At 64.8% G+C, this 24,956-nt stretch carries 22 protein-coding genes; 16 read left to right on the top strand and 6 right to left on the bottom strand.

Going from position 1 to position 24,956, the window contains the following annotated elements:
* Nucleotides 1-96: 96 nt before the first annotated feature.
* Complete coding sequence (gene ileS, locus J7359_RS00170; RefSeq protein WP_209054514.1) at nt 97-3,120, top strand: isoleucine--tRNA ligase; 3,024 nt, start codon at nt 97-99, stop codon at nt 3,118-3,120.
* Nucleotides 3,113-4,165, top strand: coding sequence for an L-glyceraldehyde 3-phosphate reductase (gene mgrA, locus J7359_RS00165; RefSeq protein ID WP_209054513.1), 1,053 nt, complete (start codon nt 3,113-3,115; stop codon nt 4,163-4,165). Before ileS ends, mgrA begins: the two co-directional genes overlap by 8 nt.
* Before the next feature lie 3 nt (nt 4,166-4,168).
* Here the strand turns inward: mgrA and J7359_RS00160 are convergent, their stop codons facing one another.
* Nucleotides 4,169-5,212, bottom strand: a complete 1,044-nt coding sequence (locus tag J7359_RS00160) for a hypothetical protein (RefSeq protein ID WP_247740084.1) — start codon at nt 5,210-5,212, stop codon at nt 4,169-4,171.
* Nucleotides 5,213-5,399: 187 nt separating this feature from the next.
* Between J7359_RS00160 and J7359_RS00155 the strand changes: the two genes are divergently transcribed.
* From J7359_RS00155 to J7359_RS00120, 8 genes are all read left to right on the top strand, one after another.
* Nucleotides 5,400-6,014, top strand: a complete 615-nt coding sequence (locus J7359_RS00155; protein ID WP_209054512.1) for a ribonuclease H-like domain-containing protein — start codon at nt 5,400-5,402, stop codon at nt 6,012-6,014.
* Nucleotides 6,015-6,089: 75 nt separating this feature from the next.
* Complete coding sequence (locus J7359_RS00150) at nt 6,090-7,034, top strand: KpsF/GutQ family sugar-phosphate isomerase (RefSeq protein WP_247740083.1); 945 nt, start codon at nt 6,090-6,092, stop codon at nt 7,032-7,034.
* Between the two features lie 4 nt (nt 7,035-7,038).
* On the top strand, nt 7,039-7,629 hold the full coding sequence (locus J7359_RS00145) for a hypothetical protein (RefSeq protein WP_209054510.1): 591 nt from the start codon (nt 7,039-7,041) through the stop codon (nt 7,627-7,629).
* A 40-nt stretch (nt 7,630-7,669) separates the two neighbouring features.
* The gene (gene lptA, locus J7359_RS00140) at nt 7,670-8,146 is read left to right on the top strand and encodes a lipopolysaccharide transport periplasmic protein LptA (protein ID WP_209054509.1); all 477 of its coding nucleotides are present in this window, start codon (nt 7,670-7,672) and stop codon (nt 8,144-8,146) included.
* Nucleotides 8,146-8,895 carry an LPS export ABC transporter ATP-binding protein gene (gene lptB / locus J7359_RS00135; RefSeq protein ID WP_209054508.1) on the top strand — a complete coding sequence of 250 codons (750 nt, stop codon included), beginning with the start codon at nt 8,146-8,148 and terminating at the stop codon, nt 8,893-8,895. The genes lptA and lptB overlap by 1 nt, the downstream gene beginning before the upstream one ends.
* Nucleotides 8,896-9,090: 195 nt before the next feature.
* Nucleotides 9,091-9,666, top strand: a complete 576-nt coding sequence (gene raiA / locus J7359_RS00130) for a ribosome-associated translation inhibitor RaiA (protein WP_209054507.1) — start codon at nt 9,091-9,093, stop codon at nt 9,664-9,666.
* An 81-nt stretch (nt 9,667-9,747) separates the two neighbouring features.
* Nucleotides 9,748-10,212 carry a PTS sugar transporter subunit IIA gene (locus tag J7359_RS00125; protein WP_209054506.1) on the top strand — a complete coding sequence of 155 codons (465 nt, stop codon included), beginning with the start codon at nt 9,748-9,750 and terminating at the stop codon, nt 10,210-10,212.
* A 63-nt stretch (nt 10,213-10,275) separates the two neighbouring features.
* Nucleotides 10,276-10,464 (top strand): hypothetical protein, encoded by a 189-nt coding sequence (locus J7359_RS00120; RefSeq protein WP_209054505.1) that lies wholly within the window; start codon nt 10,276-10,278, stop codon nt 10,462-10,464.
* A 75-nt stretch (nt 10,465-10,539) separates the two neighbouring features.
* Here J7359_RS00120 and J7359_RS00115 read toward each other — a convergent pair whose 3' ends face one another.
* A complete protein-coding gene (locus J7359_RS00115; protein ID WP_209054504.1) occupies nt 10,540-11,409 on the bottom strand; it encodes a branched-chain amino acid aminotransferase in 870 nt (289 codons plus the stop codon).
* Nucleotides 11,410-11,565: 156 nt separating this feature from the next.
* Here J7359_RS00115 and J7359_RS00110 point away from each other — a divergent pair, with 156 nt between their 5' ends.
* The 5 genes from J7359_RS00110 to J7359_RS00090 are packed head-to-tail and all read left to right on the top strand — an operon-like array spanning nt 11,566 to nt 18,436.
* Nucleotides 11,566-12,084 (top strand): MarR family transcriptional regulator, encoded by a 519-nt coding sequence (locus tag J7359_RS00110; protein ID WP_247740082.1) that lies wholly within the window; start codon nt 11,566-11,568, stop codon nt 12,082-12,084.
* Nucleotides 12,085-12,092: 8 nt separating this feature from the next.
* Complete coding sequence (locus tag J7359_RS00105) at nt 12,093-12,803, top strand: response regulator (protein ID WP_209054503.1); 711 nt, start codon at nt 12,093-12,095, stop codon at nt 12,801-12,803.
* Nucleotides 12,804-12,842: 39 nt separating this feature from the next.
* Nucleotides 12,843-13,679: a uracil-DNA glycosylase gene (locus tag J7359_RS00100; protein ID WP_209054502.1), complete on the top strand. Its 837-nt coding sequence runs from the start codon at nt 12,843-12,845 to the stop codon at nt 13,677-13,679.
* A 55-nt stretch (nt 13,680-13,734) separates the two neighbouring features.
* A complete protein-coding gene (locus J7359_RS00095; protein WP_209054501.1) occupies nt 13,735-15,060 on the top strand; it encodes an HlyD family efflux transporter periplasmic adaptor subunit in 1,326 nt (441 codons plus the stop codon).
* A complete protein-coding gene (locus J7359_RS00090; RefSeq protein ID WP_209054500.1) occupies nt 15,053-18,436 on the top strand; it encodes an efflux RND transporter permease subunit in 3,384 nt (1,127 codons plus the stop codon). Before J7359_RS00095 ends, J7359_RS00090 begins: the two co-directional genes overlap by 8 nt.
* Here J7359_RS00090 and J7359_RS00085 read toward each other — a convergent pair.
* Nucleotides 18,378-19,169, bottom strand: a complete 792-nt coding sequence (locus J7359_RS00085; protein ID WP_209054499.1) for a protein-disulfide reductase DsbD domain-containing protein — start codon at nt 19,167-19,169, stop codon at nt 18,378-18,380. The two genes, J7359_RS00090 and J7359_RS00085, sit on opposite strands and share 59 nt — an antisense overlap.
* A gap of 103 nt (nt 19,170-19,272) precedes the next feature.
* Between J7359_RS00085 and J7359_RS00080 the strand changes: the two genes are divergently transcribed.
* Nucleotides 19,273-19,875, top strand: a complete 603-nt coding sequence (locus J7359_RS00080) for a YqgE/AlgH family protein (RefSeq protein WP_209054498.1) — start codon at nt 19,273-19,275, stop codon at nt 19,873-19,875.
* Nucleotides 19,876-19,896: 21 nt separating this feature from the next.
* Here the strand turns inward: J7359_RS00080 and J7359_RS00075 are convergent, their stop codons facing one another.
* From J7359_RS00075 to J7359_RS00065, 3 genes are all read right to left on the bottom strand, one after another.
* Nucleotides 19,897-21,015 carry a DUF475 domain-containing protein gene (locus tag J7359_RS00075; protein ID WP_209054497.1) on the bottom strand — a complete coding sequence of 373 codons (1,119 nt, stop codon included), beginning with the start codon at nt 21,013-21,015 and terminating at the stop codon, nt 19,897-19,899.
* Between the two features lie 216 nt (nt 21,016-21,231).
* The gene (locus tag J7359_RS00070; RefSeq protein ID WP_209054496.1) at nt 21,232-21,909 is read right to left on the bottom strand and encodes a Crp/Fnr family transcriptional regulator; all 678 of its coding nucleotides are present in this window, start codon (nt 21,907-21,909) and stop codon (nt 21,232-21,234) included.
* A gap of 9 nt (nt 21,910-21,918) precedes the next feature.
* On the bottom strand, nt 21,919-24,945 hold the full coding sequence (locus J7359_RS00065) for an adenylate/guanylate cyclase domain-containing protein (RefSeq protein ID WP_209054495.1): 3,027 nt from the start codon (nt 24,943-24,945) through the stop codon (nt 21,919-21,921).
* Nucleotides 24,946-24,956: the final 11 nt, after the last annotated feature.

Below are 24,956 nucleotides of genomic sequence, written 5' to 3'. Positions count from 1 at the left end.
TCCGGGGTTCGGACATCGAATTAGCGGCCCGGCGGCGTAAGAGGTCTTGCGCCGCCGGGTTAGTCTTGTCCGAACGATTGACGAAGGAACACCCCGATGAGCGCCGATACCCGCGCCGACGCCCCAGACTACCGCGATACCGTCTTCCTGCCGCAGACCGATTTCCCGATGCGGGCCGGACTGCCCGCGCGCGAGCCCGAATGGCTGGCGCGGTGGGCGCGAATCGGCATCTACGACACCCTGCGCAAAGGGGCGGGGGAACGCGCGCCCTTCATCCTGCATGACGGCCCCCCCTATGCGAACGGCAACCTGCATATCGGCCACGCGCTGAACAAGGTGCTGAAGGATTTCATCGTCCGCAGCCAGCAGATGATGGGACGCGATGCGCGCTATGTCCCGGGCTGGGATTGCCACGGCCTGCCGATCGAATGGAAGATCGAGGAACAGTACCGCCAGAAGGGCCTGGACAAGGACAAGGTCGATATCGTCGAGTTCCGGCAGGAATGCCGCCGCTTTGCCGATCACTGGATCGACGTGCAGCGAGACGAGTTCAAGCGCCTTGGCGTCAACGGCAAGTGGGACGATCCCTACCTGACGATGAACTATCACGCCGAGGCGGTGATCGCGGCCGAGTTCATGAAGCTGCTGATGAACGGCAGCCTGTATCAGGGCAGCAAGCCGGTGATGTGGTCGCCGGTCGAAAAGACCGCCCTGGCCGAGGCCGAGGTCGAATATCACGACCACACCAGCCACACGATCTGGGTGCGGTTCGAGGTATTGGAACACTCCGGAAAAAGAGCCAAGCAAGTTAGTAAACTGGCGTCATCACTCTATGGGGCGGATGAGCAGGAGGCTTACGTCTGGGCAAAAACCAACCCTTCTGCCGAACACTCTCGCAGCGGATTGATTGGTGCCAGGGTGGTCATCTGGACTACCACCCCGTGGACCATCCCGCAGAACCGTGCCGTCGCCTTCAGTCCCGAGATCGCCTATGGCATCTACGAGGTGGGCGGCGTGGCCGAGAGTGCCTCAGCCGTTGTGGGCGAAAAGCTGGTTCTGGCCGATGCGCTGGCCGAGAGCGTAAAGTCCGCCGCCAAGATCGAAAGCTGGACGCGGCTTGCCGACGTTCCGGCGGACGATTTGGAAGGCGTGGTGCTGGCCCACCCTTTCTGCGGCGTCGAAGGTGCGAATGGTGAGTGGGATTACGACGTTCCCATGTTGGCCGGAGACCATGTCACCGACGAGGCCGGAACGGGATTTGTCCACACCGCGCCCAGCCACGGCGATGACGACTATCAGCTTGGGCTGAAGCACGGTCTGAAGATGACCTATAACGTCGAACCCGATGGCACCTATCGCGCCGATCTGCCGATCTTCGGCGGCGAGGCGATCATCCAGCCCGACGGCAAGGATGGTCCCGCGAATGTCAGCGTCATCAAGAACCTTGCCTGGGCGGGCGCCTTGCTGGCCAAGGGCAAGATCAAGCACAGCTATCCCCATAGCTGGCGGTCCAAGGCACCGCTGATCTATCGCAACACCGCGCAGTGGTTCGCGGCGATCGACAGGCCGCTGGAAGACGGCATGGGCGAATATGGCAGCACCATCCGGGCGCGTGCGCTGACCTCGATCGACAAGCTGGTCAAGTGGACGCCGCAAAGCGGGCGCAACCGCATCCATTCCATGGTCGAGAACCGCCCCGACTGGGTGCTGTCGCGCCAGCGCGCCTGGGGCGTGCCGCTGACCTGCTTCGTGAAGAAGGGCGCCAAGCCCGATGCCGATGATTTCCTGCTGCGCGATCCGCGCGTGAACGACCGCATCATCGCCGCGTTCGAGCGTGACGGCGCCGACGCATGGTATCGCGACGGGTTCAAGGAACAGATGCTGGACGGCGTCGCCGACCCCGACGACTATGATCAGGTCATGGACGTGCTGGATGTGTGGTTCGACAGCGGATCGACCCACGCCTTCGTCATCCGCGATCGCGAGGACGGCAGTCCGGACGGCATCGCCGATCTGTATCTGGAAGGCACCGACCAGCATCGCGGCTGGTTCCAGTCGTCGCTGTTGCAGGCCAGTGCGACCAAGGGGCGTGCCCCCTACAAGGGCGTGCTGACGCATGGTTTCACGCTGGACGAGAAGGGCATGAAAATGTCCAAATCGCTTGGCAACACCATCCTGCCTGCCGAAGTCGTCGAACAATACGGCGCCGACATCCTGCGCCTGTGGGTTGCTCAGGTCGATTACACCGCCGACAGCCGCATCGGCAAAGAGATCCTGAAAGGCACGGCCGACAGCTATCGCCGGTTGCGCAACACGCTGCGCTTCCTTCTGGGCGCGCTAGCCGGGTTCGACGACGCCGAGAAGATCGACCCCGCCGAGATGCCCGAGCTGGAGCAGTTCATCCTGCACCGGCTGGCGCAACTGGATCACACCGTGCGCAAGGGCTACGACGCCTATGACTTCCAGGGTGTGTTCCAGACCCTGTTCCAGTTCTGCACCGTCGATCTGTCGGCCTTCTATTTCGATATCCGCAAGGATGCGCTGTATTGCGATGCACCGGACAGTCCCCGCCGCCGCGCGGTGCGGACGGTGATGGACATTCTCTATCATCGTCTGGTGACGTGGCTGGCCCCGATCCTGCCCTTCACCATGGAAGATGTCTGGTTGTCGCGGTTCCCGTCGGAATCCGACAGCGTCCATCTGCGGGATTTTGCCGTGACGCCTGCCGATTGGCTGAACGAGCCGCTGGCCGCGAAATGGGATCATGTGCGCCGCGCGCGCCGCGTGGTGACGGCGGCGCTGGAGGTCAAGCGCGCCGACAAGACCATCGGTGCCAGCCTGGAGGCCGCGCCCATCGTGCATGTCGAGGATCCCGAGATGCTGGCGGCGCTGAAATCGGTGAACTTCACCGACATGTGCATCGTCTCGGACCTGGCACTGACCGCCGATCCCGCCCCGAACGAGGCGTTCCGCATGTCCGAGGCGCCGGGTCTGGGCGTCGTGTTCGAACTGGCCGAAGGTCAGAAATGCCAGCGTTGCTGGAAGATCCTGCCCGATGTCGGCAGCCACAGCCATCCGGGCGTCTGCGCCCGCTGCGACGAGGTGCTAAGCCATGGTTGAAGAACTACGTTACCAGCCTGCCGGCGACCGTCATGACCGGATGACCTATCGGCGCTGCGGGCGGTCGGGGCTGAAGCTGCCGGCGATCAGCCTTGGGTTGTGGCATAATTTTGGCCATGACACCCCGCATCAGACCAAGCGCGACATTTGCCGCACGGCGTTCGATCTGGGCATCACCCATTTCGACCTTGCCAACAATTACGGCCCGCCCCCCGGCAGCGCCGAAGAGGCGTTCGGTGAAATCCTGCGGACCGATTTCGCGGGCTATCGCGATCAGCTGATCATCAGCAGCAAGGCCGGTTACGACATGTGGGTGGGCCCTTACGGCGAATGGGGCAGCCGCAAATACCTGATCGCATCTTGCGACCAGTCGCTGAAGCGGATGGGTCTGGACTATGTGGATATCTTCTATTCGCACCGCTTCGATCCCGAGACTCCGCTGGAAGAGACGATGGGGGCGCTGGACCACATCGTGCGGTCGGGGCGCGCGCTGTATGCCGGGATCAGCAGCTATAACAGCCAGCGCACGGCCGAGGCAGCGGCGATCCTGAAGGATCTGGGCACGCCCTGTCTGATCCACCAGCCCAGCTACAACATGCTGAACCGCTGGGTCGAGAATGACGGGCTGCTGGACAGGCTGGACGATCTGGGCATGGGCAGCATCGTGTTCACGCCGCTGGCGCAGGGGATGCTGACGAGGAAGTATCTGAACGGCATTCCGCAAGACAGCCGCGCCGCGCAGGGCAAGTCGCTGGCGGCCGACTGGCTGACCGATGACATGATTGCACGTCTGAACGGCCTGAACGATCTTGCGGCACAGCGTGGCCAGACCCTTGCGCAGATGGCGGTGGCGTGGACCTTGCGCGGCGGCCGTGTGACCAGCGCGCTGATCGGCGCCTCGCAGCCATCGCAGGTCGAGGATTGCGTCGGAGCCCTGTCCAACACCGATTTCAGCGACGCAGAACTGGCGCGGATCGACGAATTGTCGGCGTCGGGCGACGTGAACATCTGGGCGCGTTCGTCGGAGGGCGCGGGCGAGGGCTGAGGTCTAGACCAGCCACCAGCCCTTGTGCTTCAGCCGGTTGCGGATCGGCTGTTCCCTGGTCGGCAGGGCCGTCTGGTCAAACATGGGCCGTATCTTGTCGCGGCCCTTGCCTTGGTAGATCAGCTTCTTCGCCGGCTCCCATGCACGCAGGTATTTCTTGATCCGGTTGGGGGCCACGGCACTTTCCAGCGCGTCCAATACCGCGTCTTCCTCGCGCGCATACAGAAGCGGCAGGTTGCGATAATGACAGGTGGCATCACCGTCCAGCCCGGCCAGTTCCGGCCCGGGGCGTCCCCCGCCAAAGGAATGGATCACCAGCGGCAGCGTGACCTGGTCCAGCCATGGATCAAGGCTTTGGCAGGCCAGTTCGTCGCCCGGCTGATCGCGAATCGCGATCGCCCAGTTCAGGAACCGCCTGCCGAATTCGGCGGGGTCCGGTCCGAAGAACCAGCCCGCGTTGAAGTAGAGATAGCGTTCCCAGTGTTCGTCAGGCTGGGTCGTGTCGAGAGAGCATTCGAAATCCAGCCCGAAACGGTCATACAGCGATTTCCAGATGCCGCCGAAGCCCGGTCCGTAAAGCGGCGGGATCGGCCAGGTGCCTTCGCGCCGCATGGATGCCGAGGGGCGGGCGGCGTCGAAGGCAATTCGGTCCAGCGGCCCCCGTATCAGCGTATCGGTATCCAGAAACAGGAACGGTTCGCGCGGCGGCAACGCCAGCAGTGCTTCGATCTTGTTGCCATAGGGATAGGCTGCACCGAAATGCTGCGCGGTGAAGGGCAGCAGCGTCGCACCCATATCCTGCAGCGCCTCGCGCGTTTCAGCTGTGATCGCGGTGTCGTGGCCGGACCATGCGCCATCGGGTTGCGGTTCGGCGACGAAGACCCCCCTGGTCCAGTCCGGAGCCGCGTGACGCAGGCTGGCCATGAAGATCAGCGCCTGATATTCCAGCCGTCCCGCCTGGGCAACGATCAGAAGATTGGGCTGCGACGTGATCGGTGCGCCTTTCCTGGGGCCTGAACCGCCGCTGATGATGGTCTTGCTGCTCATGCTGCCCGTTCCCGTGAAATTGCCGCGACCTTAGACAGGATGGAACGCGGGTGGAAGTCCGCCTCGCCGCCCGGGACTGCCGCGGCAAGGCGGTTGTGGGCAAAACCCCGGCTTCGACGGCGTTAGTTCTGGACCAAACGAACGGTTTCTGGTCAGAGGGGGCGAGCCAGAAGAAGCAGGCAATAGAATGAGCATCCATCTTTATCAGAACGATCTTCCCGACGACGTCAACCTTGGTTCAGTGGTGGCGATCGATACCGAAACCATGGGCCTTGACCCGCGTCGCGACCGGTTGTGCCTGGTGCAGATGTCCTCGGGCGACGGCGACGCGCATCTGGTCCAGATTGATCGCGGCCAGACCGACGCCCCGAACCTGTGCCGGATGCTGACCGACGCAAAGGTGCTGAAGCTGTTCCATTTCGGCCGTTTCGACATCGCGGCGCTGGAAAACGCCTTCGGCGTCGTGACCTCACCAGTCTGGTGTACGAAGATCGCCTCGAAGCTGGTGCGGACCTTCACCGACCGTCATGGCCTTAAATATCTTCTGAACGAGCTGGTGGGCGTCGATGTCAGCAAGCAGCAGCAGACCAGCGACTGGGGCGCGCCTGACCTGACCGACGCACAGCTTGAATACGCGGCATCCGATGTGCTGCATCTGCACAAGCTGAAAGACGCGCTGGAAGTACGTCTGAAGCGCGAAAACCGGCTGGGGCTGGCGCAGGCCTGTTTCGATTTCCTGCCCGCGCGGGCGCATCTGGACCTGTTGGGCTGGGGTGATGAAAACGATATCTTTCATCACTAGATGAAGGCGGGGCCGTGGCGCGATGCCGCCGGGCTTGCAGGCAGATATTTGGGCAAAGAAGAAGAGGCATTCGGCTTGAACGATTACATCGAAACCGCGCGGCGCGTGATCCGGACCGAGATCCGGGGGCTGGATCTGCTGGCGACGGGGCTTGGCCCGGAATTTCTGGCGGCTGTCGAGACGATCCTTGGTTCGACAGGACGCGTGATCGTATCCGGCATGGGCAAGTCGGGCCATGTCGGAAGAAAGATCGCCGCGACGCTGGCCTCGACGGGGACGCCGGCTCAGTTCGTTCATCCGGCCGAGGCCAGTCATGGCGATCTGGGCATGGTGACACGCGCGGACGTTGCGCTGGTCCTGTCGAACAGTGGCGAGACGCCTGAACTGGCGGACCTGATCGCGCATACGCGGCGGTTTCAGATCCCGTTGATCGGCGTGGCGTCGCGACCGAATTCGACATTGCTGAGGCAGTCGGACGTGGCGCTTGTCCTGCCCGCGGCCGAAGAGGCCTGTGGAAACGGGATCGTTCCAACCACATCGACCACGATGACGCTGGCCCTTGGCGATGCGCTGGCGATCGCGCTGATGGAACATCGCGAGTTCACGCCCGAGCATTTTCGGACCTTCCATCCCGGTGGCAAGCTGGGCGCGCTGTTGTCGAAGGTCGGTGACCTGATGCATGCCGACATGCCGCTGGTCGATGAGAATGCCCCGATGACCGACGCGCTTCTGGTGATCAGCCAGAAAGGATATGGGGTGACCGGCGTGACCGATGGTTCGGGGCATCTGGTCGGCATCATCACGGATGGCGATCTTCGGCGTCACATGCAGGGCCTGCTGGATCACAGCGCCGCAGAGGTGATGACCCCGCAGCCACGCGTGATCACACCCGACGCCCTGGCAGAGGCCGCTCTGGCCGAGATGCAGGATCGCAAGATCACCTGTCTTTTCGCCGTCGAGAACGGTACGCCGCGCGGCATCCTGCATATCCATGACTGCCTGCGGGCGGGACTGGTCTAGTGCGATGAACCGGACCCGCATCGTTCGCTGGCTGCGCGTGCTTCTGCCGCTGGCGGCGCTTGCGATCCTGTCGACGATGTTCCTGTTTTCGCGTCAGCCGGGCACCGAGCCGCGGATTCCCTATGCCGAGGTGGATGCCGAGAACATGGCGCGCGGTCCCCGTGTGATCGCGCCTGAATATGCCGGTGTGACCAGTGACGGGGCCCGGATCTCGCTTAAGGCGGGGCAGGCGACGCCGGGAAACGACGGATCTGACGGAAATGCCAGTGATCTGCGGCTGGACTGGCGTCGTCCCGACGGTCTCAACGCCGATCTGACCGCCCCTGATGCGGTGTTGACCGAGGGGCTGATCGGGTTGCGGGGTGGCGTTCGGATGACGCTTTCATCGGGCTGGACGCTGGAGACGCCAATGCTGGACGCGGCGACGGACCGATCGCGCCTGGCTGCCGGTGACGGCGTTGATGCCCGCGCCCCCTTCGGACGTATCACCGCCGAGAACATGGAGTTGTTGCCAGATGGCGGCGCTGCCGCAGACGCGGATGAGGCCGCAGTCTTGAATTTCTCCGGCGATGTCCGTCTGATATACCAACCCTGAACCCCAGCACTCGATGACCCGCCGAAGGAGCCGACAACCCATGCTTCGCCCCCTGACCATCGCCTTGCTGCTGGCCGCTGCGCCGGCGACGGCCCAGAATATCGCCTTCGGTGGTGTAAAGGCCGATACCTCGGCCCAGGTCGAGGTGGCCGCAGACAGCCTGTCTGTCAATCAGTCCGACGGCAGCGCGGTGTTTACCGGCAATGTCGTGATCGGGCAGGGCGACATGCGGCTGTCGGCGGAAACGGTCACGGTCGAATATGCCGAGGGTGGGCAGAACCGCATCCGGTCCTTGCACGCGACCGGCAGTGTCACGTTGGTATCGGGCGCGGATGCGGCCGAGGCGCGCGAGGCGGTTTATGACGTTGAATCAGGCAATGTCACCCTGACAGGCGATGTCGTCATGACACAGGGGCGCAACGCGCTGACGGGTGACAAGATGGTGGTCAATCTTGTCTCCGGCACCGCGCAGGTCGATGGCCGCGTCCGTTCCGTCCTGCAACCTGAAGGAAACTGATGACGGGGGATTCAAAGCAGGGCGATGGCGGCTTGGTCGTTCGGGGCCTGCGGAAATCATATCGCAATCGCCCGGTCATCCACGACGTCTCGTTGTCGCTGTCGCGCGGTGAGGTCGTCGCGTTGCTGGGCCCGAACGGGTCGGGCAAGACCACCTGTTTCTACTGCATCGCGGGGCTTGTGCCCCCGGACGCGGGGCAGGTGCTGATCGACGGCCGCGATGCGACGCGCCTGCCGATGTTTCGCCGCGCGCGTATGGGCATCGGATATCTGCCGCAGGAGATGTCGATCTTTCGCGGGCTGACGGTCGAGCAGAACATCATGGCGGTGCTGGAGGGGACGTTGCGCGATCCCCGGCATCGCCGCGACCGGCTTGAGGAACTGCTGGGCGATTTTTCGATCACGCATCTGCGCGGCGCCCCGGCGCTGGCCCTGTCCGGCGGCGAGCGGCGACGTGTCGAGATCGCGCGATGCCTCGCGTCGGATCCGAAATTCCTGCTGCTGGACGAACCCTTCGCCGGCGTCGATCCGATCGCGGTCGGTGAAATCCGGGGACTGGTCCACGACCTGAAATCGCGCGGAATCGGCGTGCTGATCACCGACCACAATGTACGCGAGACGCTGGGGATCGTGGATCGCGCCTATATCCTGCATGACGGACATGTGCTGATGTCGGGAACCACTGAACAGATCGTGTCCGATCCGAAGGTGCGCGAAGTCTATCTGGGCGAAAGCTTCCGCATGGTCTGATCGCGCGCGACGCCGGATGCGGAAACTGCTCACGCAATCGTGCCCCCCGTTGACAGAACCGATTTGCTGTCACCAAATTGACTTACGCGGGTGCGGTAACGCGCCGTGCCCCGCCATCCCCGTTTTCCGCCGTGGGCCGGCTGCTTGAACGGGTCGGCGCATACGGCAGGGACGGGCAACCGGAGAGGAAAGACGATGCGCTACACCATCAGCGGAAAACACATTGATGTCGGTGATGCCCTCAGTACCCATGTGGAGACCGAGCTGGGCGAGACGGTGACAAAGTATTCGCAGCGTCCGACCGACGCGACGGTGACATTTTCCAAGGATGCGCATCAGTTCCTGTGCGATTCGGTGGTGCATCTTTCGACCGGCCTGACGGTGCAGGCCAAGGGCGTCGCGACCGAGATCTATGCCGCCTTCGAAGCCTGCCGCGAGAAGATGGACAAGCAGTTGCGCCGCTACAAGCGTCGACTGAAGGACCATCACAAGGATCGCTCGGAACCGGTTGTGTTCGGTCAGGCCGGCATATATGTGCTGGCCGCCGACGAAGAGGAATGGGAAACGCAGGACAGCGGACTGCAGCCCATCATCATCGCCGAGATGGAATCCCGTGTGCCGACATTGTCGGTCGGTGACGCGGTCATGCAGATGGAACTGGCGGGGGCGCCGCTTCTGGTGTTCCGCAACGAGAAACATGGTGGCGTGAATGTCGTCCACCGCCGCGAAGACGGCAATGTGGGCTGGATCGATCCGCGCGGAAATGGCTGACGCCAACCGCCACGCCAGCAGAAACTGAGCCGCCCCCGGGTTCAAGCCCGGGGGCGCACAGCTTGGGGAAGACGCGCGAACATGCAACTCAGCGAGATCCTGAAGCCCGGCGCCGTGCGTTCGGTAGGGCAGATCACGTCGAAGAAGCGGTTGTTTCAAGAACTTGCCGATCTGGCCGCAGCCGAATACCGGCTGAATGCCTCGGAAGTTCTTGATGCCCTGCAAGAGCGCGAAAGCCTTGGCCCGACCGGGGTAGGGCAGGGCGTGGCCCTGCCGCACGCAAGGCTGCACGGGCTGGAAAAGGTGGTTGGGCTGTTCCTGAGACTGGAAAAACCCATGGATTTCGACGCCGTGGACCGCCAGCCGGTCGATCTGGTCTTCGCCCTTCTGGCACCCGAAAGCAGCGGCGTCGATCACCTCAAGGCCCTGGCCCTGGTGTCCCGGACGCTGCGCGACGGAGACCTGCGCAGCAAGCTGCGGGCCAACGACAACCCCTCGGCGCTGCATGCCGTTCTGGCTGCCGCGCAGGGGATCAAGGCCGCCTGAGACCTTTGAAACGGACCGATTCGGACCTATATTCGGGACTCAAGGACCAGAGGAGGGCCGAAGATGACCAAGCATATCAGCGATCAGCCACGCGCTCATGCCGGAACACGCCTGCGCGAATACACGCGGCAGGAACGCGAGGCCGGCATGCATCCGGCGGTCGCCACGCTGCGTGCTCGCCCCCAGACTCGCGGGCAGGAAAATCGCAAGACCGCCGAATATCTGCGGATCGAACGTGACCGGCTTGCCTGAACATGGTTCTGCCGGATCAGCAAAAGGGCCGCATTTGCTGCGGCCCTTTTCCATTTCTGCAAAGATATGCCGGTGTCAGGCGCGGACCAGCCGTTCGTAGTCCTCGGCGATGTCGCGGGTGGTCTGGCCGACCTGAAAATGCCAGTCACCGATCTGCCCCACGGGGGTCACCTCGGCTGCAGTGCCGGTCAGGAAGCATTCCTGAAAACCTTCCAGCTCGTCGGGGGTAATGCGGCGCTCGTGGACGGTCAGCCCCTTGTCCTTCAGCATCTGCACGACGGTCTGGCGCGTGATGCCGTTCAGGAAACGGTCGGCCAGCGGGGTGTGGATCTCTCCGTCCTTGACGAAGAAGATATTCGCCCCGGTGGCTTCCGCGACATATCCTTCCCAGTCCATGAACAGCGCGTCGGAACAGCCTTTCGCCTCGGCGGCATGTTTCGACATGGTGCAGATCATGTATAGGCCGGCGGCCTTGGCGGCGGTCGGGATGGTTTCGGGGCTGGGACGTTTCCACTTGGCCACGTCCAGCTTGGCGCCTTGCATCTTCGCATCGCCGTAATAGCTGCCCCATTCCCAGGCGCAGACCGCCATGCGAACCGGGTTGCGGCTTGCCGAAACGCCCATGTCCTGTCCTGACCCGCGCCATGCGACGACCCGCACATAGGCGTTCTCGAAGCCGTTGGCCTTCAGAACGGCCTCTTTCGCCGCGTCGATCTCGTCGGGGCTGTAGGGAATCGGCATGTCCAGCAGGCGACCGGATTCAATCAGCCGCACCGAATGTTCGTGGCTTTTGAAGATCTTGCCGTTGTAGCAGCGCTCGCCCTCGAATACCGAGCTGGCATAGTGCAGCGCGTGGGTCAGGATATGCACCTTCGCGTCGCGCCATTCGATCAGTTCGCCATCCATCCAGATCTTGCCGTCGCGATCGTCGTAAGCCGCCGTCATCTTTGTCTCCATTCGGATCGGGATTTTTCATATCTTGCGCGGGTCCGCCCGAATCCGGCCCTTTTGTTGCGCGAAGCACTTGACGGCTAGCAATCGAATCTTGGAAAGTCAACAACGCTGCCCTATCAAGCGCGAAGCATCGAAAGGACATTCCGAATGCAGAAGAAGGCGCGCATCCAACAGATGGTTGGCGAGGACCTGCTGTTCCTCACCGACGACCAGCTGCGCCGTGGAATCGAGGCGATGTTCTTTGCGTATCGCGCCTTCACCGCCGATCCCGACCTGATCCTGGCGGACATGGATTATGGTCGCGCCCATCATCGCGCGCTGCATTTCATCAACCGCGATCCCGGCCTGACGGTGACCTCGCTTCTTGCGGTTCTGGGCGTGACCAAGCAATCGCTGAACCGGGTGTTGCGGACGCTGATCGAGGATCAACTGGTCGAAAGCAGGGTCGGGCATCGCGATCGGCGCGAACGCCGGCTGTTCCTGACCGACAAGGGAACAGCCCTTGAACGTCGCCTGTCCGAGGCACAGCGCGCGCGCATGCGCACCGCCTATCGCAACGCGGGGCCGCAAGCCGTCGCCGGCTTCCGCCAGGTGCTGGAAGCGATGATGGACCCCGAGACGCGTGCGCAGTATCAGGCAATGAAGGAATTGCCCGACGAGAATTGAGGCCCGCCATGAGCAGCCAGGAAAGTCATGTCCTGATCGTCGATGACGATGAACGCATCCGCGCCCTGCTGGGGCGGTTCCTGCGCAAGAACGGGTTCATGGTCACCATGGCGCGTGATGCGGCGCAGGCGCGCAGGCTGCTGGCGGGGCTGGAGTTCGACCTGATCGTTCTGGACGTGATGATGCCGGGCGAGGATGGCATCTCGCTGACGCGGGCGCTGCGCGAGCGGCTGGACACCCCCATCCTGTTGCTGACCGCAAGGGGCGAGATCGAGGATCGGATCTCCGGTCTTGAAAGCGGCGCGGACGATTACCTGTCGAAGCCGTTCGAGCCGCGCGAATTGCTGTTGCGGATCGGTGCGATCCTGCGGCGCGTGCCGGTCGCGGAAATGGCCCAGCCAAAGTTCCTGACGATGGGCAACCTGCGCTATGACACCGACAAGGGCGAGTTGTGGCAGGGCGATGCGCTGCTGCGCCTGACGGGGACGGAACAGGCCCTTCTGCGCCGGCTGGCGGCCAGTCACGGCCAGCCGGTCAGCCGCACCGAGTTGATCGACGATCTGGGTCGGGGCAGCGGAAATGCCGACGAGTCGGAAAATTCCGAACGCGCGATCGACGTGCAGATCACGCGCCTGCGCCGCAAGATCGAAACAGATCCCAAGGAACCGCGTTTTCTGCAGACCATACGCGGCACCGGCTACATGCTGGTGGTCGACTGATCTTGCCCCGCCTGCCCGCGCGGCCTAGCCTGCGCGCCGATGGACGCAAATCCGACATATCAGGGAATCGATCTGGACGCCCACACCGCCCTGGCCCTGCTGGAATGGCAGGCCGAGATGGGCGTGGACGAACCGGTTCTGGATAGCCCGGTTGACCGGTTCGAACTGGCTGCGCGGCCAAAGCCTGTCGCACCGATGCCGCCCCTGCCGATGCAGGCAGCTGCCCGGCCGGCGCCGCCGGTCGCCGATGCCGCGGACGACGTGGCCGCCCGCATCGCCCAGGCCGAGGCGCTTGCGACGGCAGTGGACAGTCTGGACGCGCTGGCAAGGGCCCAAGAGGCGTTCGACGGGATCGAACTGAAGAAGGGCGCCCGCAATTTCTGTTTCTCGGACGGAAACCCGAAGGCGCGCGTCCTGATCCTGGGAGAGGCGCCGGGCGACGAAGAGGACCGTCAGGGTCGTCCCTTCGTGGGGCGCGCGGGGCAGTTGCTGGACCGCATGTTCGACGCGATCGGGCTGTCGCGCAGTGCGGTCGATGCCGAAAAGGCGCTGTATATCGTGAACGTGCTGACATGGCGCCCGCCGGGAAATCGCGATCCGTCTGCCGATGAAATCTCTGTGAGCATGCCGTTCCTCAAGCGGCATATCGACCTGGCGGGGCCGGATCTTGTGGTTCTGATGGGGAATATTCCGTGTCAGGCGGCGCTGGGGCGGCGCGGCATCCTGCGGCTTCGCGGCCAGTGGACGCAGGCGTTCGGGCGCCCGGCACTGCCGATGACCCACCCTGCCTATCTGCTGCGCAACCCGGTCGCAAAGCGCGAGGCATGGGGCGACCTTCTGTCGCTGGCCGACCGGCTGGATGGGCTTTCCGTTTAGGTTCCGTTTCCGCATCATGGGCTACAGCCTGTCAGGCACCTAACGGAACCGACGCATGCGTTTTCTTTTTCGCAGCCTTTCCGGGCTGTTCATCACATTTCTGACCTTTGGCCTGCTGTTCGTGGCGGGCTTTCAGCTGTTTCAGGCGATGTCGTCGCGCGGATCCGGGGGAATGGCGCGCGAGGGCCAGGAACAGGTTTTCACCGCGCGTCTGCTGACCGTGGCACCGGGCGTGGTTCAGCCCGTCATGCAGGTCTTTGGCACCGTCGAATCGCGGCGGCGGTTGCAATTGCGATCCGGCGCGGCGGGGCAGATCGTCTATCTCGATCCCGCCATGCAGGAAGGCGGGCAGGTCCGCCAGGGTCAGTTGCTGGTCCGTGTCGATCCGTCGGCGGCGCAAGCCGCGCTGGACAACCAGCTTGCCGCAAGGGACGACGCGCAGGCCAGCTTGGCCGATGCCGAACGCAATGTGCAGGTGGCGACAGATGATCTGGCTGCGGCCGAGCGGCAGACCGAACTGCGCCGCGCAGCGCTGACCCGTCAGGAATCGCTGGCCGACCGGGGCCTTGGCACCAGTGCCGATCGCGAAACCGCCGAACTGGCGGTTTCCACCGCCGAGCAGGCGGTGATCGCAGGACGCTCGGCCCTCGCCGCGGCGGAATCCGCCGTCACCGCGGCCCAGAATGCGCTGCGCCGGGCTGAAATCGATCTGTCCGAGGCGCGACGCGAACTGGCCGATACCGAAATCAGGGCCGGTTTTGCGGGCCGCGTGACCTCGGTCACGGCGGTTGAAGGGGGGCTGGTCAGCCTGAACGAACAACTGGCTGAAATCATCGATCCGGCGTCATTGGAGGTGCAGGTGCCGCTGTCGCTGGATCAATATGCGCGGCTTCTGACGGAAAATGGCCGGCTGCAGGACCTGCCCGCGACGGTGGTGCTGGATGGGTCTGCCGGTCGGCTGACGTCCCGGGCGCGGCTGGACCGCGCCGCGGCCTCGGTCGCCGAGGGGTCGGCGGGCCGGATCGTCTATGCACGGATCCTGTCCGATTCTGACGTGCTGCGGCCGGGCGACTTCGTCAGCGTCGAGATATCCGAACCGCAGATCGCGAACGCCGCCCTGATCCCCGCCGCTGCCGTCGGCACCGACGGGTCGGTTCTGGTCGCGGATGCCGAGGGTCGGCTGACAGCCATGCCGGTCAGCGTGCTGCGTCGTCAGGCCGACGATGTGATCGTCGAAGTGCCAGCCGCTTTGGCAGGCGCACGGATCGTTGCCGAACGCGCACCGCAGCTTGGCACCGGGATCCGTGTCCGCGATGCCGCCGCGCCCGTCCCGGCACAGGATCAGCGCGCCCTGAACACACAGGGGCAGGGCAATGGCTGAGGGTCGCGGGCTGCTGTCGGTCTTTGCGCGTCACCGCACGCTGGCCAATCTGGTCATGGCGGTGATGGTGGTGGGCGGGCTGTATGCCGCGCCGCAACTGCGCGCGCAATTCTTTCCCGATACGGTCGTCCAGGAAATCGACGTGCGGGTGCAATGGGACGGCGCCGGTCCCGAAGATGTGGACAATTCCATCATCGCGGTTCTTGAACCGGCCCTGATGGGGGTCGAGGGCGTCGCACTGACTACCTCGCGCGCCGTGCAGGGCAGCGGACGCATCGAGGTCGAGTTCGAACCCGGTTGGGACATGTCGCGTGCCAAGTCCGATGTCGAGACAGCGATCAGCGGGGCGGGGGATCTGCCGGAGGGCGCCGAAGATCCCGAGATCGAGCGCAGCACGTGGCGTGACCGGGTCGCCGACGTGGTCATCTCGGGTCCGGTCGGACTGGATCAACTGACGCGGATCGCGGATGATTTCGTCAACCGGCTTTATGCCGAGGGGATCACCCGGCTCAGTCTCACCGGCATTGCCGCCCCCGAGGTTCTGGTCGAGGTGCGGATGGCCGATCTGGTGCGCCACGACATCACGCTGGAACAGATCGCGACGGTCGTCGGCGCGGCGGCCTCGGTCAGCCCTGCGGGGGACGTGGCCTCGGGCGCATCACGGGTTCGAACGGGGGTCGAGACGCGCGATCCCGCCGCCGTGTCCGGCCTGCTGCTGACGGCGTTGCCGGATGGCACGCAGTTGACGGTTGGCGATGTCGCGGATGTGGGCCTGTCAGGCATGGATCGGAACACCGCCTACTATGTCGATGGGCAGCCTGCGGTGATGGTTCAGGTGCAGCGCAGCGCATCGGGTGATGCGATCGGCATGCAGCGCAGCGTCGAGGAAGTCGTCCGGCAGATGCAGCCGACCCTGCCCCAAGGGGTGGGGGTCGAACTGGTCCGCGCGCGCGCGGAACTGATCGCCGCGCGGCTGGAACTGCTGCTGGACAACGCCGTGGTCGGGCTTGGGCTTGTGCTGGCGCTGCTGTTCCTGTTCCTGAACGCTCGCACGGCGCTATGGGTGGCTGCGGGCATTCCGGCCTCGCTGCTGGCGGCGGTGGGGCTGATGTATGCGGCGGGCATGACGCTGAACATGATCTCGCTGTTCGCGCTGATCCTGACACTGGGGATCATCGTCGATGATGCGATCGTGGTAGGTGAACACGCGGATTATCGCGCCCGGAAGCTGGGCGAACCGGCTGTCGTCGCGGCCGAGCGTGCCGCGGGGCGGATGGCGGCGCCGGTGGTGTCGTCGTCGCTGACCACGATCATCGCCTTCACGGCGCTGATGGCGATCGGCGGGCGCTTCGGCGACATGATCGCGGATATCCCGATGACGGTGATCCTTGTTCTGATCGCGTCGCTGGTCGAATGTTTTCTGGTCCTTCCCAACCACATGTCCCACGCCCTGACGCGCGCGGCGCGGCGGAACTGGTATGACCGTCCGTCGCGGGTTGTGAACCGTGGGCTGGACTGGCTTGTCGGCCATGTCCTGCGACCGTTGATGGTATGGGTGCTGCGGCTGCGTTATCCGGTTCTGGCCGGAACGGTGGTGCTGTTTTCCTGGTCGGTTTCCGCGCTGATGACGGGGCAGGTGCCGTGGCGGTTCTTCGATGCGCCCGAACAGGGCAGCGTGGCGGGGAATTTCGCGATGCTGCCGGGGGCCACGCGCGACGATACGATCCGTGTGATGCATATGGTCCAGGCCGCCGTGGACGATGTGGCGGCCGAGTACGAGGCGGAATACGGCGTCAACCCGGTGACGCATGCGATGACGATGGTCGGCAGCAATTCCGGCCGCCCGCTTCCTGGATCGGATACCAAGGACGCCGATCTTCTGGGGGCGGTGCAACTGGAACTGATTGATCCCGATTTCCGGCCCTATTCCAGCTTCGATTTCGTTGCAGCCCTGCAGCGTGCGATGCCAAGCGATCCAAGACTTGAGGCGATCAGCTTTCGCGGGTTCATGTCGGGGCCGGGCGGCGATGCGATCTCGGTGCGGATGACCGGCGCCGAGGCGCAGCGGCTGAAGGACGCGGCCGAGGCGCTGAAGCTGCGTCTGTCCGCGTTCCCCGAGGTGTCGGCGCTGGAAGACAGCATGTCCTATGACAAGGACGAACTGGGACTGCAACTGACCCCGCAGGGCAAGGCGTTGGGGTTCACCACCGAGACGCTGGCGCGAGAGCTGCGGCAGAGACTGGCGGGGATCGAGGCGGCGACATATCCGGTCGGCACCCGAACCGGGGCGATCCGCGTGGAACTGCCCGAGGATGAGCGCCGCGGAGATTTTCTGGACCGGATGATGATGCGCACATCGTCCGGGCAATGGGTGCCGCTTGGCGACATCGTGACCGTGGGGACCGAGGCCGGTTTCTCGATCATCCGCCGAGAGAATGGCGAACGGATGATTTCGGTCACCGGCGATATCTCTGGCGACGATCCCTCGCGCGCGGCCCAGATCACCACGCTTCTGCAGTCCGAGATCCTTCCTGCGGTCGCGGCGGAATACGGCATCAACTATCAGACCACCGGACTTGCGGAACAGGAACGCGACTTTCTGGGCGACGCGGCGCTGGGTTTCGGGCTGGCGCTGACCGGCATCTACATGGTCCTGGCCTGGATCTTCGCCAGTTGGAGCAGACCCTTCGTGGTGATGTCGGTCATTCCCTTCGGCCTCGTCGGCGCGGTCTGGGGGCACCATCTGTGGGCACTGCCGATGTCGATGTTCTCGATCGTCGGGTTGCTGGGCATGTCGGGGATCATCATCAACGATTCGATCGTCCTGATCTCGACCATCGACGAATACGCTCGCGACCGAGGCTTGCGGCCTGCGATCGTCGATGCGGTCTGCAACCGGTTCCGGCCTGTCCTGCTGACGACCGCAACGACGGTTCTTGGTCTGGCGCCGCTACTGTATGAACGGTCTTCCCAGGCGCTGTTTCTGAAGCCGACCGTGGTGACGCTGGCCTATGGCCTGGGTTTCGGGATGATCGTCGTGCTTCTGGTCGTGCCCGCCGTGCTGGGGATCGGCGCGGATATCGGACGATCGCGGCAGGGATTCGGGCGCGGTCTTCGTGCGCCCGCGCTGCGTGGGCCGGTGCGTCTTGGCACGGGCCTTGCGGGACTGTCGTTTCTGGCGGTCCTGCTGCCCGCGACGCTTTTGCCGGCGCTTGGCGTCGGGTTGCCGCAGTGGTTTCCGGTGGCCCCCACAATCTGGGCGGCACTAGGCTGGTATGCCTGCGCGTTGCTGGCGGTGGTGCTGGTGACGGGCGCGGTCAGTCTTGCAGGTCGCAGCCCTGCATCTCGACCGCGCCATCAGCGCGGACCAGCGTGATCCGCACCTTTTCGGGGTGCAGGTCGAAAGGCGCGCCTGACGGCGCCACGAAATCCGCCGTCGCGCGCACGCCGCCACCGTCCTGCGTCAGGACAGGCTGTGACACCCAGACCTCGGGCCGATCGACCAGTTCCATCGCCGCTGCCTGCGTCCGGTCGTCTTCGGGCAACACCGCGCTGAGCCGCATTCCGTCGTCGATGCTGGTCAGGTGGCAGACCGGCCTCGTGTCCAGCAATTGCGGCGCCTGTGTCAGGGCGTCCTGGATGACGGGGTCGGGGCTGTCCGCGGCCGGGGCGGACTGCAAGACGACATGGGCCGGCACGCAGATATTCTCGCACAGACCGAAATCGACTGCGGCCTGCAAGGTGATCGGCGTCGCAGAATCGGCGGCGTGGGCCGTGAAGGGCAGCACCAGCCGGTCATGATAGCCAAGGCTCAGATCGCCGCCCGAACTGATCGCCTGTGGTGCGGGCCAGTGCAGCGTGATCCCGGCAAGATTGGTCGAACCTTTCCAGTCAAAGCTGGGCGGCAGGCCGCTGTCGCCGGGGCTGCGCCAATAGGTCTTCCATCCGGGCTCAAGCCGCAGTTCAAGCGCCGCGACCCGGTTGCCGTCCTGGTCGGTCCAGCCCGGCAGAAGGCTGGCCGACGACAGCCCCGGCGGCAGATCCTGCGCCATCGGGGGCAATGCGCCGATCGTCAGGAATGCGAATGCAAGGGCCGGGACATGTTTCATGCCTTGCTGGATAGCCGCAGCCGGGCGCGCGCCCAAGTCACAAACGCGCGGGGGACTTGCAACAATCGCACCAAGCGCCGATCTTGAAGACAAAGGAGGCCCCATGAGCAGCAGCCCCGACGACCAGCCTGACGACCATGTTGACGGCAATCTGACCGGAAAGATCCTGATCGCGATGCCGGGAATGGCGGATGCGCGCTTTCAGCGGTCGGTGGTGCTGGTGTGTGCGCATTCCGACGAAGGGGCGATGGGGCTGGTCTTGAACCGTCCCCTGCCGGAGATCGGCTTCGGCGACCTGCTGGAACAGTTGGGGATCGAGGCTGATGATGCCGCCCGCCAGATCGAGGTGCGCTTCGGCGGCCCGGTCGAGCCGGGGCGCGGTTTCGTTCTGCACAACGTGCCGGAACATGGTGAAGATCCCGAAGGGCGGCTGCGGATCTCGGGTGTGCTGGCGATGACCACGACCCGCGACATCCTTGAGGATCTGGCACATGGAGAAGGGCCGGAATCTGCCGTGCTGGCCCTGGGTTATGCCGGCTGGGGGCCAGGCCAGCTGGAAGAAGAGATGTTGCAGAACGGCTGGCTGACCGGCGACGGCGCGGAAGAGCTGATCTTCGGCGATGATCATGACGAAAAATGGCAGGCCGCGCTGAAGGCGCAGGGCATCGACCCCTCGCTTCTGTCGGCTGCAGCGGGTCGCGCCTGACGCCGCGACCCGCCTTGCCGGTCAGGCCGCCTTTGACTGTGCTGCCTGCATCTCGGCCCGGTTGGACCGGACCGAGGACCACAGCGACAACCCGATCAGGCCAGCGCCGCCCAGCCCGGTGATGATTTCCGGGATATGCACCAGTGACTGCACGAACATGATCAGAGACAACGCGATGATGGCGTAGAACGCGCCATGTTCCAGATAGCGGTATTGGGTCAGCGTGCCGCGTTCGACCAGCATGATGGTCATTGATCGGACATACATCGCCCCGATTCCCAGCCCGATGGCGATGATGAACAGGTTCTGCGTCAGCGCGAAAGCCCCGATCACCCCGTCAAAGCTGAACGATGCATCCAGCACCTCGAGATACAGGAACGCGCCCAGCCCGCCCTTCGCGGCATTCGCGCGGGTGCTCTGTGCGTCGTCCAGCAGACCCCCTAGCACCTCGACCAGCAGGAACGTCAGCAGGCCCCAGATCGCCGCAGACAGGAAGACCTGCTGCGAAACCGGATCGGCTTGCAGCCGCGAAAAGCCCATGACGGCGATCAGGGCGATGGCGACCTCGACCCCGCGAATGCTGGCATACCGGGCCATGTGCCGTTCCAGCCAGCGCACCCAGTGCACGTCCTTTTCGTGATCGAAGAAGAAGCTGAGCCCGACCATCATCAGGAAGGTTCCACCGAACGCCGCAATCGGCAGATGTGCGTCATGCATGATCCGCGCGTATTCGCCCGGCTCGGTTGCCGCCAGCACCATCGCCTCCCACGGCCCGATCCGTGCGGCGATCACGACGATCAGCAGCGGGAAGACGATCCGCATGCCGAACACCGCGATCAGGATGCCCCAGGTCAGGAAACGTCGCCGCCACACGGGCGTCATGGTCTTCAGCTTGTTGGCGTTGACGATGGCATTGTCGAAGGACAGCGAGATCTCGAGAACCGCCAGCACCGCACAGATGAAGAAGATGGTCAGCGTGCCGCCCGCGGTGCCGGTCGTCTGCCATCCAAGAGCCGCCCCCAGGGCCAGCCCCAGCGCGGTGACGATGAAGGCCCATCGGAAATAGCCAAGCGTCGAGCCAGCGCCGGTTCCAGCGTGATCACTGGGCGTGCGGCCCGGGGAAGAGGTGTTGTCCTGCATGATTGAATGTCTCGGCGGCGTCTGGAAAGTTGCGACGCCGACATCACGGACGCGCCGCCGCATCCGCCAGAGGGGCCCGGTCATCGAACTGACCCGCCGAACAGGGCGGGCATCGCCGCATTATCATCGTCCCGGATGGTTTGAAAGCCCGTCGATGGCCTAAGCATTGCCGGACCTTGCCAGGCCAGGCTGTGTCTGGTGGATGCCGCGTTGCCGTCAGATCTCGGCTTCGGCCAAGGCACCGGGGTGCATGATCTCGATCCGGCGACGGCCGGTGCGGATCAGTCCCCGCCGGCGCAGTTGCGACAGCACGCGGCTGACGATCTCGCGATTGGCACCGATGGTCGCGGCGATTTCGGAATGGGTCGGCATATCGGTCAGCACGGCGCCCGGATGCAGAAGGCCCCGTTCGAACGCGAACGAGACCAGATAGGACCGGACCCGCTGTTCGACGCTTTGCGTCACCAGTTGCAGATGCCGCCGGGTCAGAATGCGGACGCGATCGGTCAGGGAAAGAAACATGCGTTGCCGGACCAGCGGCAGGCGATCCAGCATCCGCAGGAACGAAGCCTGTTCCAGCACCAGCACCTGCGACGGCTCGCGCGCCACGACGGCCAGCGATCTGCTGCCGCCGTCCAGGGCGGACAATTCGCCGAAGTGATCGCCGATCTGAAAGCGGGTGAAGATGACCTCTCGCCCGTCTTCGGTCCAGTGAATCGCCATCAGCGCGCCCGAGATCAGGAAATAGACATCACAGGCGGCGTCGCTTTGCTCGAACAGGGTTTCCCAGGCGGACAGGGATACGACATGGCTGCGGACATTCAGGTCGGCCAGATCCTCGGCGCTGATCCCGGCCAGCAGCGGCAGATCATATCTCAGCAATGCCTGTCCCATATGGGGATCTCAACCGGCCAGCGCGATGCGGGCGCCGCGCATCTCGGGCAGATGCGAGTCGGAGGGGAAATAGCTGCAGGCGACGGCCAGCGCGCTGCCGTCATCCTGTGGCAGCTCGGCCAGATCCAGCGCGGCGCGCAGTTGCCACAGCCGGGCACCCTGGCTGTCGGCCAGCGCCACGGCATCCTGTAGATGACGATGCGCCACCTCGATCCGGCCAAGGCGCAGGGCGATGGCCGCATGCAGGCGCATCGTCTCGGCCTGCCAGCACCACAGTCGCGATTGCCGACCTTCCTCGACGGCGGCTGCGGACAGATCAAAGGCGTGGGTCAGTTCGCCGGCCCGAGCCAGCGCCGCAGCATAATGGGTCTGAAAATAGGGCAAACCGATCAACGCGCCGATCGCGCGCAGGGTGCGAATCGCGCCGTCAAACGCCTCGCGTCCCGATACGCTGTCGCTGCTGGTGGGCTGGATGACGTGCAGCCAGCACTGGCCGATCAACCCCCAGAACTCGGCGCCTTGTTCTGCGGCGACGGCCATGCCGCGCTGCAGCCGCGCCAACGCTTCGTCGACACGTCCGGCCGCGTGCAACGGAACGCTGCCCCAGATCAGCGCATAGGGCTGCATGACGGGAATGTTCAGCGCCTGCTGATGCGCGTCGGTTTCGGCCAGAAGGGCGGTCAGGCTGTCGGTCTCGCCGCAGAAGACGCGTGCGGGCACCTCGAACATCTGCGCGGCGGCAAAGATGTCCATGCCGTATTGCGCAATCATCGGTGCGTGGCGTTCAATATCGTAAAGCGCACGGATGCGGGCGATATGGTCGAACTGCTCGCTGAACTCGCCCGAATAGAACCGGCCGCAATTGGACGCGGCCTCGGCCGCCAGCCGGATCTCGACCCGGTCGGGCCGAAGCTGGGCCTCGGCGGCATCCGCCGTCCGGTGCAGCAATTGGCCCAGATGGTCGGCGCCGGCGCGGTCGCCCGCGATGATGGCGTGGGCATAGCTGCCGAACAGCGCCGCGCCGTTCCCGTAACCGGGTGCGACATGGTCGCTGGCCAGTCGCATGACCTGATCGAAGGCGCGGCGAACTGGCGCCGCAGCATAGCCCTGCGACTGCATCAGCGTGGATCCAAGCGCCGTATAGGCGGCGATTTCCAGGTCCGCCCGCGCCGGCTGCCCCGCCGCCACGCCGGCACACATGCGCAGCGCGGACTGCGCGTGGTCCTGTGCCTCGGAGAACGCGCCGCGCAGCAGGGCCTGCTGGCTGGCGGCAAGATAGCTGCGGGCGGCGGGCAGATGCAGTTGCGCGCGGCTTTGGTGATTGGCCAGCATGGCGGGCCCGGCCTCGGTCAGGTCGGCGCATGTGCCCTGCAGCAGTTCGGCGACGCGGGCATGCAGCGCGATGCGCGTGCCGCGCAGCAGCATCCGGTAGGCGGCGCGTTGCAGCAACGCATGGCTGAAGACCCAGCGATCCGGACCGGCAGGACGCAGGATATCGGCCCGATGCGCCATCGCCAGAAGTTGCGGTATGTCATCCGCCGGGGCGGCCAGCGCCTGCAGCAGCCGTTGCGAAAAGCCGCGTCCCAGAACCGAGGCCTGCAGCAACGCGAACCGCGCGGGTCCAGCATTGTCGATCCGTTCCGTCAGCAGGTCGCTGAGCGTGGCCGGCAACTCGCCCGCTGCAGGATTGTGCTGGGCTGCGTGGCGGATCAGCTGTTCCAGAAACAGCGGCACGCCACCCGCGTGCCGGATCACGTCGTCGCGCGTGGCAGGCGACAGCCCGTCCGGGCGAACCGCGTCCAGATAGGCGCGGGATTCATAGGCGTCGAATGCATCGAGGCGGATGGTTTCGAGGGGCAGGTCTGAAAGGTGGCGGTCGATCAGGCTGGTCTCGCGGCTGGTCATCAGAACGCGCCACGGACCGCCCTGGATATCGCGCAGCAGTCTGCGCAGCACACCGAAACTGGCACTGTCCAGCCAGTGAAGATCCTCGAACAGCAGGATTCCACAGGGGTTCCGCGCCCGGACGGCCTGAGACAATGCGCTTTCGATCCGATCACGAAGCGCGCCGCTGGCGAACCGCGCCAGCAGCGCGTTGCCCTGCGGCAGGTTCAGCATCAGCGCAAGCCCCAGAACCGCATCGTCATCCAGTTGTGCGAAGGTCGCGCGCAGCTGTCCGAAGTCGGGCTGCGCGCCGCCGAACAGCGACCGCAGCCAGCGGCGGAAGGGAACATGGCCCGCGCCGCCTTCCAGCGCATCGGCCTGAAACACCGCGCAGGGCTGGTCGCCGGTCAGAAAGGTACCCGCCAGTGCCGACTTGCCAATTCCGGCCGGCCCGACCAGCAGGCAGGGCCGGTCGGTCGCGTCACGAATTCGGTCCCGCTCTTGGGTGCGGCCGATGAAGGGTTGATCGCGCAGATCCTCGCCCGGCATGCCGCCCGCGGTCTGCTGCCCGGCATCGACGCAATAGACCGTCATCGGGCCAAATCCCTTCAGCACGGTATCTGGCCGGGCCCGCGCGGGCAGCGCGCCGCGCAGCAGTTCATGGGTTTCCGCCGCGATCAGAACCTCGCCGGGCGCGGCCGCGGATTGCAGCCGCTGCGCCAGGGTGGTCACCATGCCGGTCATGCGCGGCAAGGGACCATCGGTGCCCTCGGTGGCCCGCATCCGGGTCGCGACCTCGCCGGTGGCGACACCGGCGCGCAATGCCACGCTGCGTCCGTCGGGGAAGGTGAAGCAGGGCAGGCGGGCAATCGCCAGGGCCGCCTCGACGGCCTTGCGCGCGGCCAGTTCCTCGGCCCGTGTCAGGCCGAAGACCGCCACGATCCCGTCGCCCAGGAATTCTGTGATCTCGCCGCCGCCCGCATCGACAATCCGGCCGGTGCTGCCATAGAAACCGTCCAGCCAGTCCTGCAGATCCTCGGCGTCGGCGGTGCTGGCGAAATCGCTGAAGCCGACCACATCCACGAAGATCGCCGTCACCTGACGGCGCTCTCCTCTTCGGTTCAGGATGTCAGGATCGGCGGATGCCGGCATGTTGTCCCCCC

Source organism: Paracoccus sp. R12_2 (assembly GCF_017744015.1).
Lineage (GTDB): Bacteria > Pseudomonadota > Alphaproteobacteria > Rhodobacterales > Rhodobacteraceae > Paracoccus.
Note: the sequence above shows the minus strand (reverse complement) of the source record. Positions and strands in the feature narration are given on the sequence as shown.

Excerpts from the sequence above, each read along its gene's own strand:
- mgrA (WP_209054513.1), top strand. The coding sequence starts at position 3,113 with ATGGTTGAAGAACTACGTTACCAGCCTGCCGGCGACCGTCATGACCGG.
- raiA (WP_209054507.1), top strand. The coding sequence starts at position 9,091 with ATGCGCTACACCATCAGCGGAAAACACATTGATGTCGGTGATGCCCTC.
- J7359_RS00145 (WP_209054510.1), top strand. The coding sequence starts at position 7,039 with ATGAACCGGACCCGCATCGTTCGCTGGCTGCGCGTGCTTCTGCCGCTG.
- J7359_RS00070 (WP_209054496.1), bottom strand. The coding sequence starts at position 21,909 with ATGGGACAGGCATTGCTGAGATATGATCTGCCGCTGCTGGCCGGGATC.
- J7359_RS00110 (WP_247740082.1), top strand. The coding sequence starts at position 11,566 with ATGCAGAAGAAGGCGCGCATCCAACAGATGGTTGGCGAGGACCTGCTG.
- J7359_RS00085 (WP_209054499.1), bottom strand. The coding sequence starts at position 19,169 with ATGAAACATGTCCCGGCCCTTGCATTCGCATTCCTGACGATCGGCGCA.
- J7359_RS00115 (WP_209054504.1), bottom strand. The coding sequence starts at position 11,409 with ATGACGGCGGCTTACGACGATCGCGACGGCAAGATCTGGATGGATGGC.
- J7359_RS00095 (WP_209054501.1), top strand. The coding sequence starts at position 13,735 with ATGCGTTTTCTTTTTCGCAGCCTTTCCGGGCTGTTCATCACATTTCTG.
- J7359_RS00100 (WP_209054502.1), top strand. The coding sequence starts at position 12,843 with ATGGACGCAAATCCGACATATCAGGGAATCGATCTGGACGCCCACACC.
- J7359_RS00065 (WP_209054495.1), bottom strand. The coding sequence starts at position 24,945 with ATGCCGGCATCCGCCGATCCTGACATCCTGAACCGAAGAGGAGAGCGC.
- lptA (WP_209054509.1), top strand. The coding sequence starts at position 7,670 with ATGCTTCGCCCCCTGACCATCGCCTTGCTGCTGGCCGCTGCGCCGGCG.
- J7359_RS00080 (WP_209054498.1), top strand. The coding sequence starts at position 19,273 with ATGAGCAGCAGCCCCGACGACCAGCCTGACGACCATGTTGACGGCAAT.
- lptB (WP_209054508.1), top strand. The coding sequence starts at position 8,146 with ATGACGGGGGATTCAAAGCAGGGCGATGGCGGCTTGGTCGTTCGGGGC.
- J7359_RS00090 (WP_209054500.1), top strand. The coding sequence starts at position 15,053 with ATGGCTGAGGGTCGCGGGCTGCTGTCGGTCTTTGCGCGTCACCGCACG.
- J7359_RS00075 (WP_209054497.1), bottom strand. The coding sequence starts at position 21,015 with ATGCAGGACAACACCTCTTCCCCGGGCCGCACGCCCAGTGATCACGCT.
- ileS (WP_209054514.1), top strand. The coding sequence starts at position 97 with ATGAGCGCCGATACCCGCGCCGACGCCCCAGACTACCGCGATACCGTC.
- J7359_RS00155 (WP_209054512.1), top strand. The coding sequence starts at position 5,400 with ATGAGCATCCATCTTTATCAGAACGATCTTCCCGACGACGTCAACCTT.
- J7359_RS00125 (WP_209054506.1), top strand. The coding sequence starts at position 9,748 with ATGCAACTCAGCGAGATCCTGAAGCCCGGCGCCGTGCGTTCGGTAGGG.
- J7359_RS00160 (WP_247740084.1), bottom strand. The coding sequence starts at position 5,212 with ATGAGCAGCAAGACCATCATCAGCGGCGGTTCAGGCCCCAGGAAAGGC.
- J7359_RS00120 (WP_209054505.1), top strand. The coding sequence starts at position 10,276 with ATGACCAAGCATATCAGCGATCAGCCACGCGCTCATGCCGGAACACGC.
- J7359_RS00105 (WP_209054503.1), top strand. The coding sequence starts at position 12,093 with ATGAGCAGCCAGGAAAGTCATGTCCTGATCGTCGATGACGATGAACGC.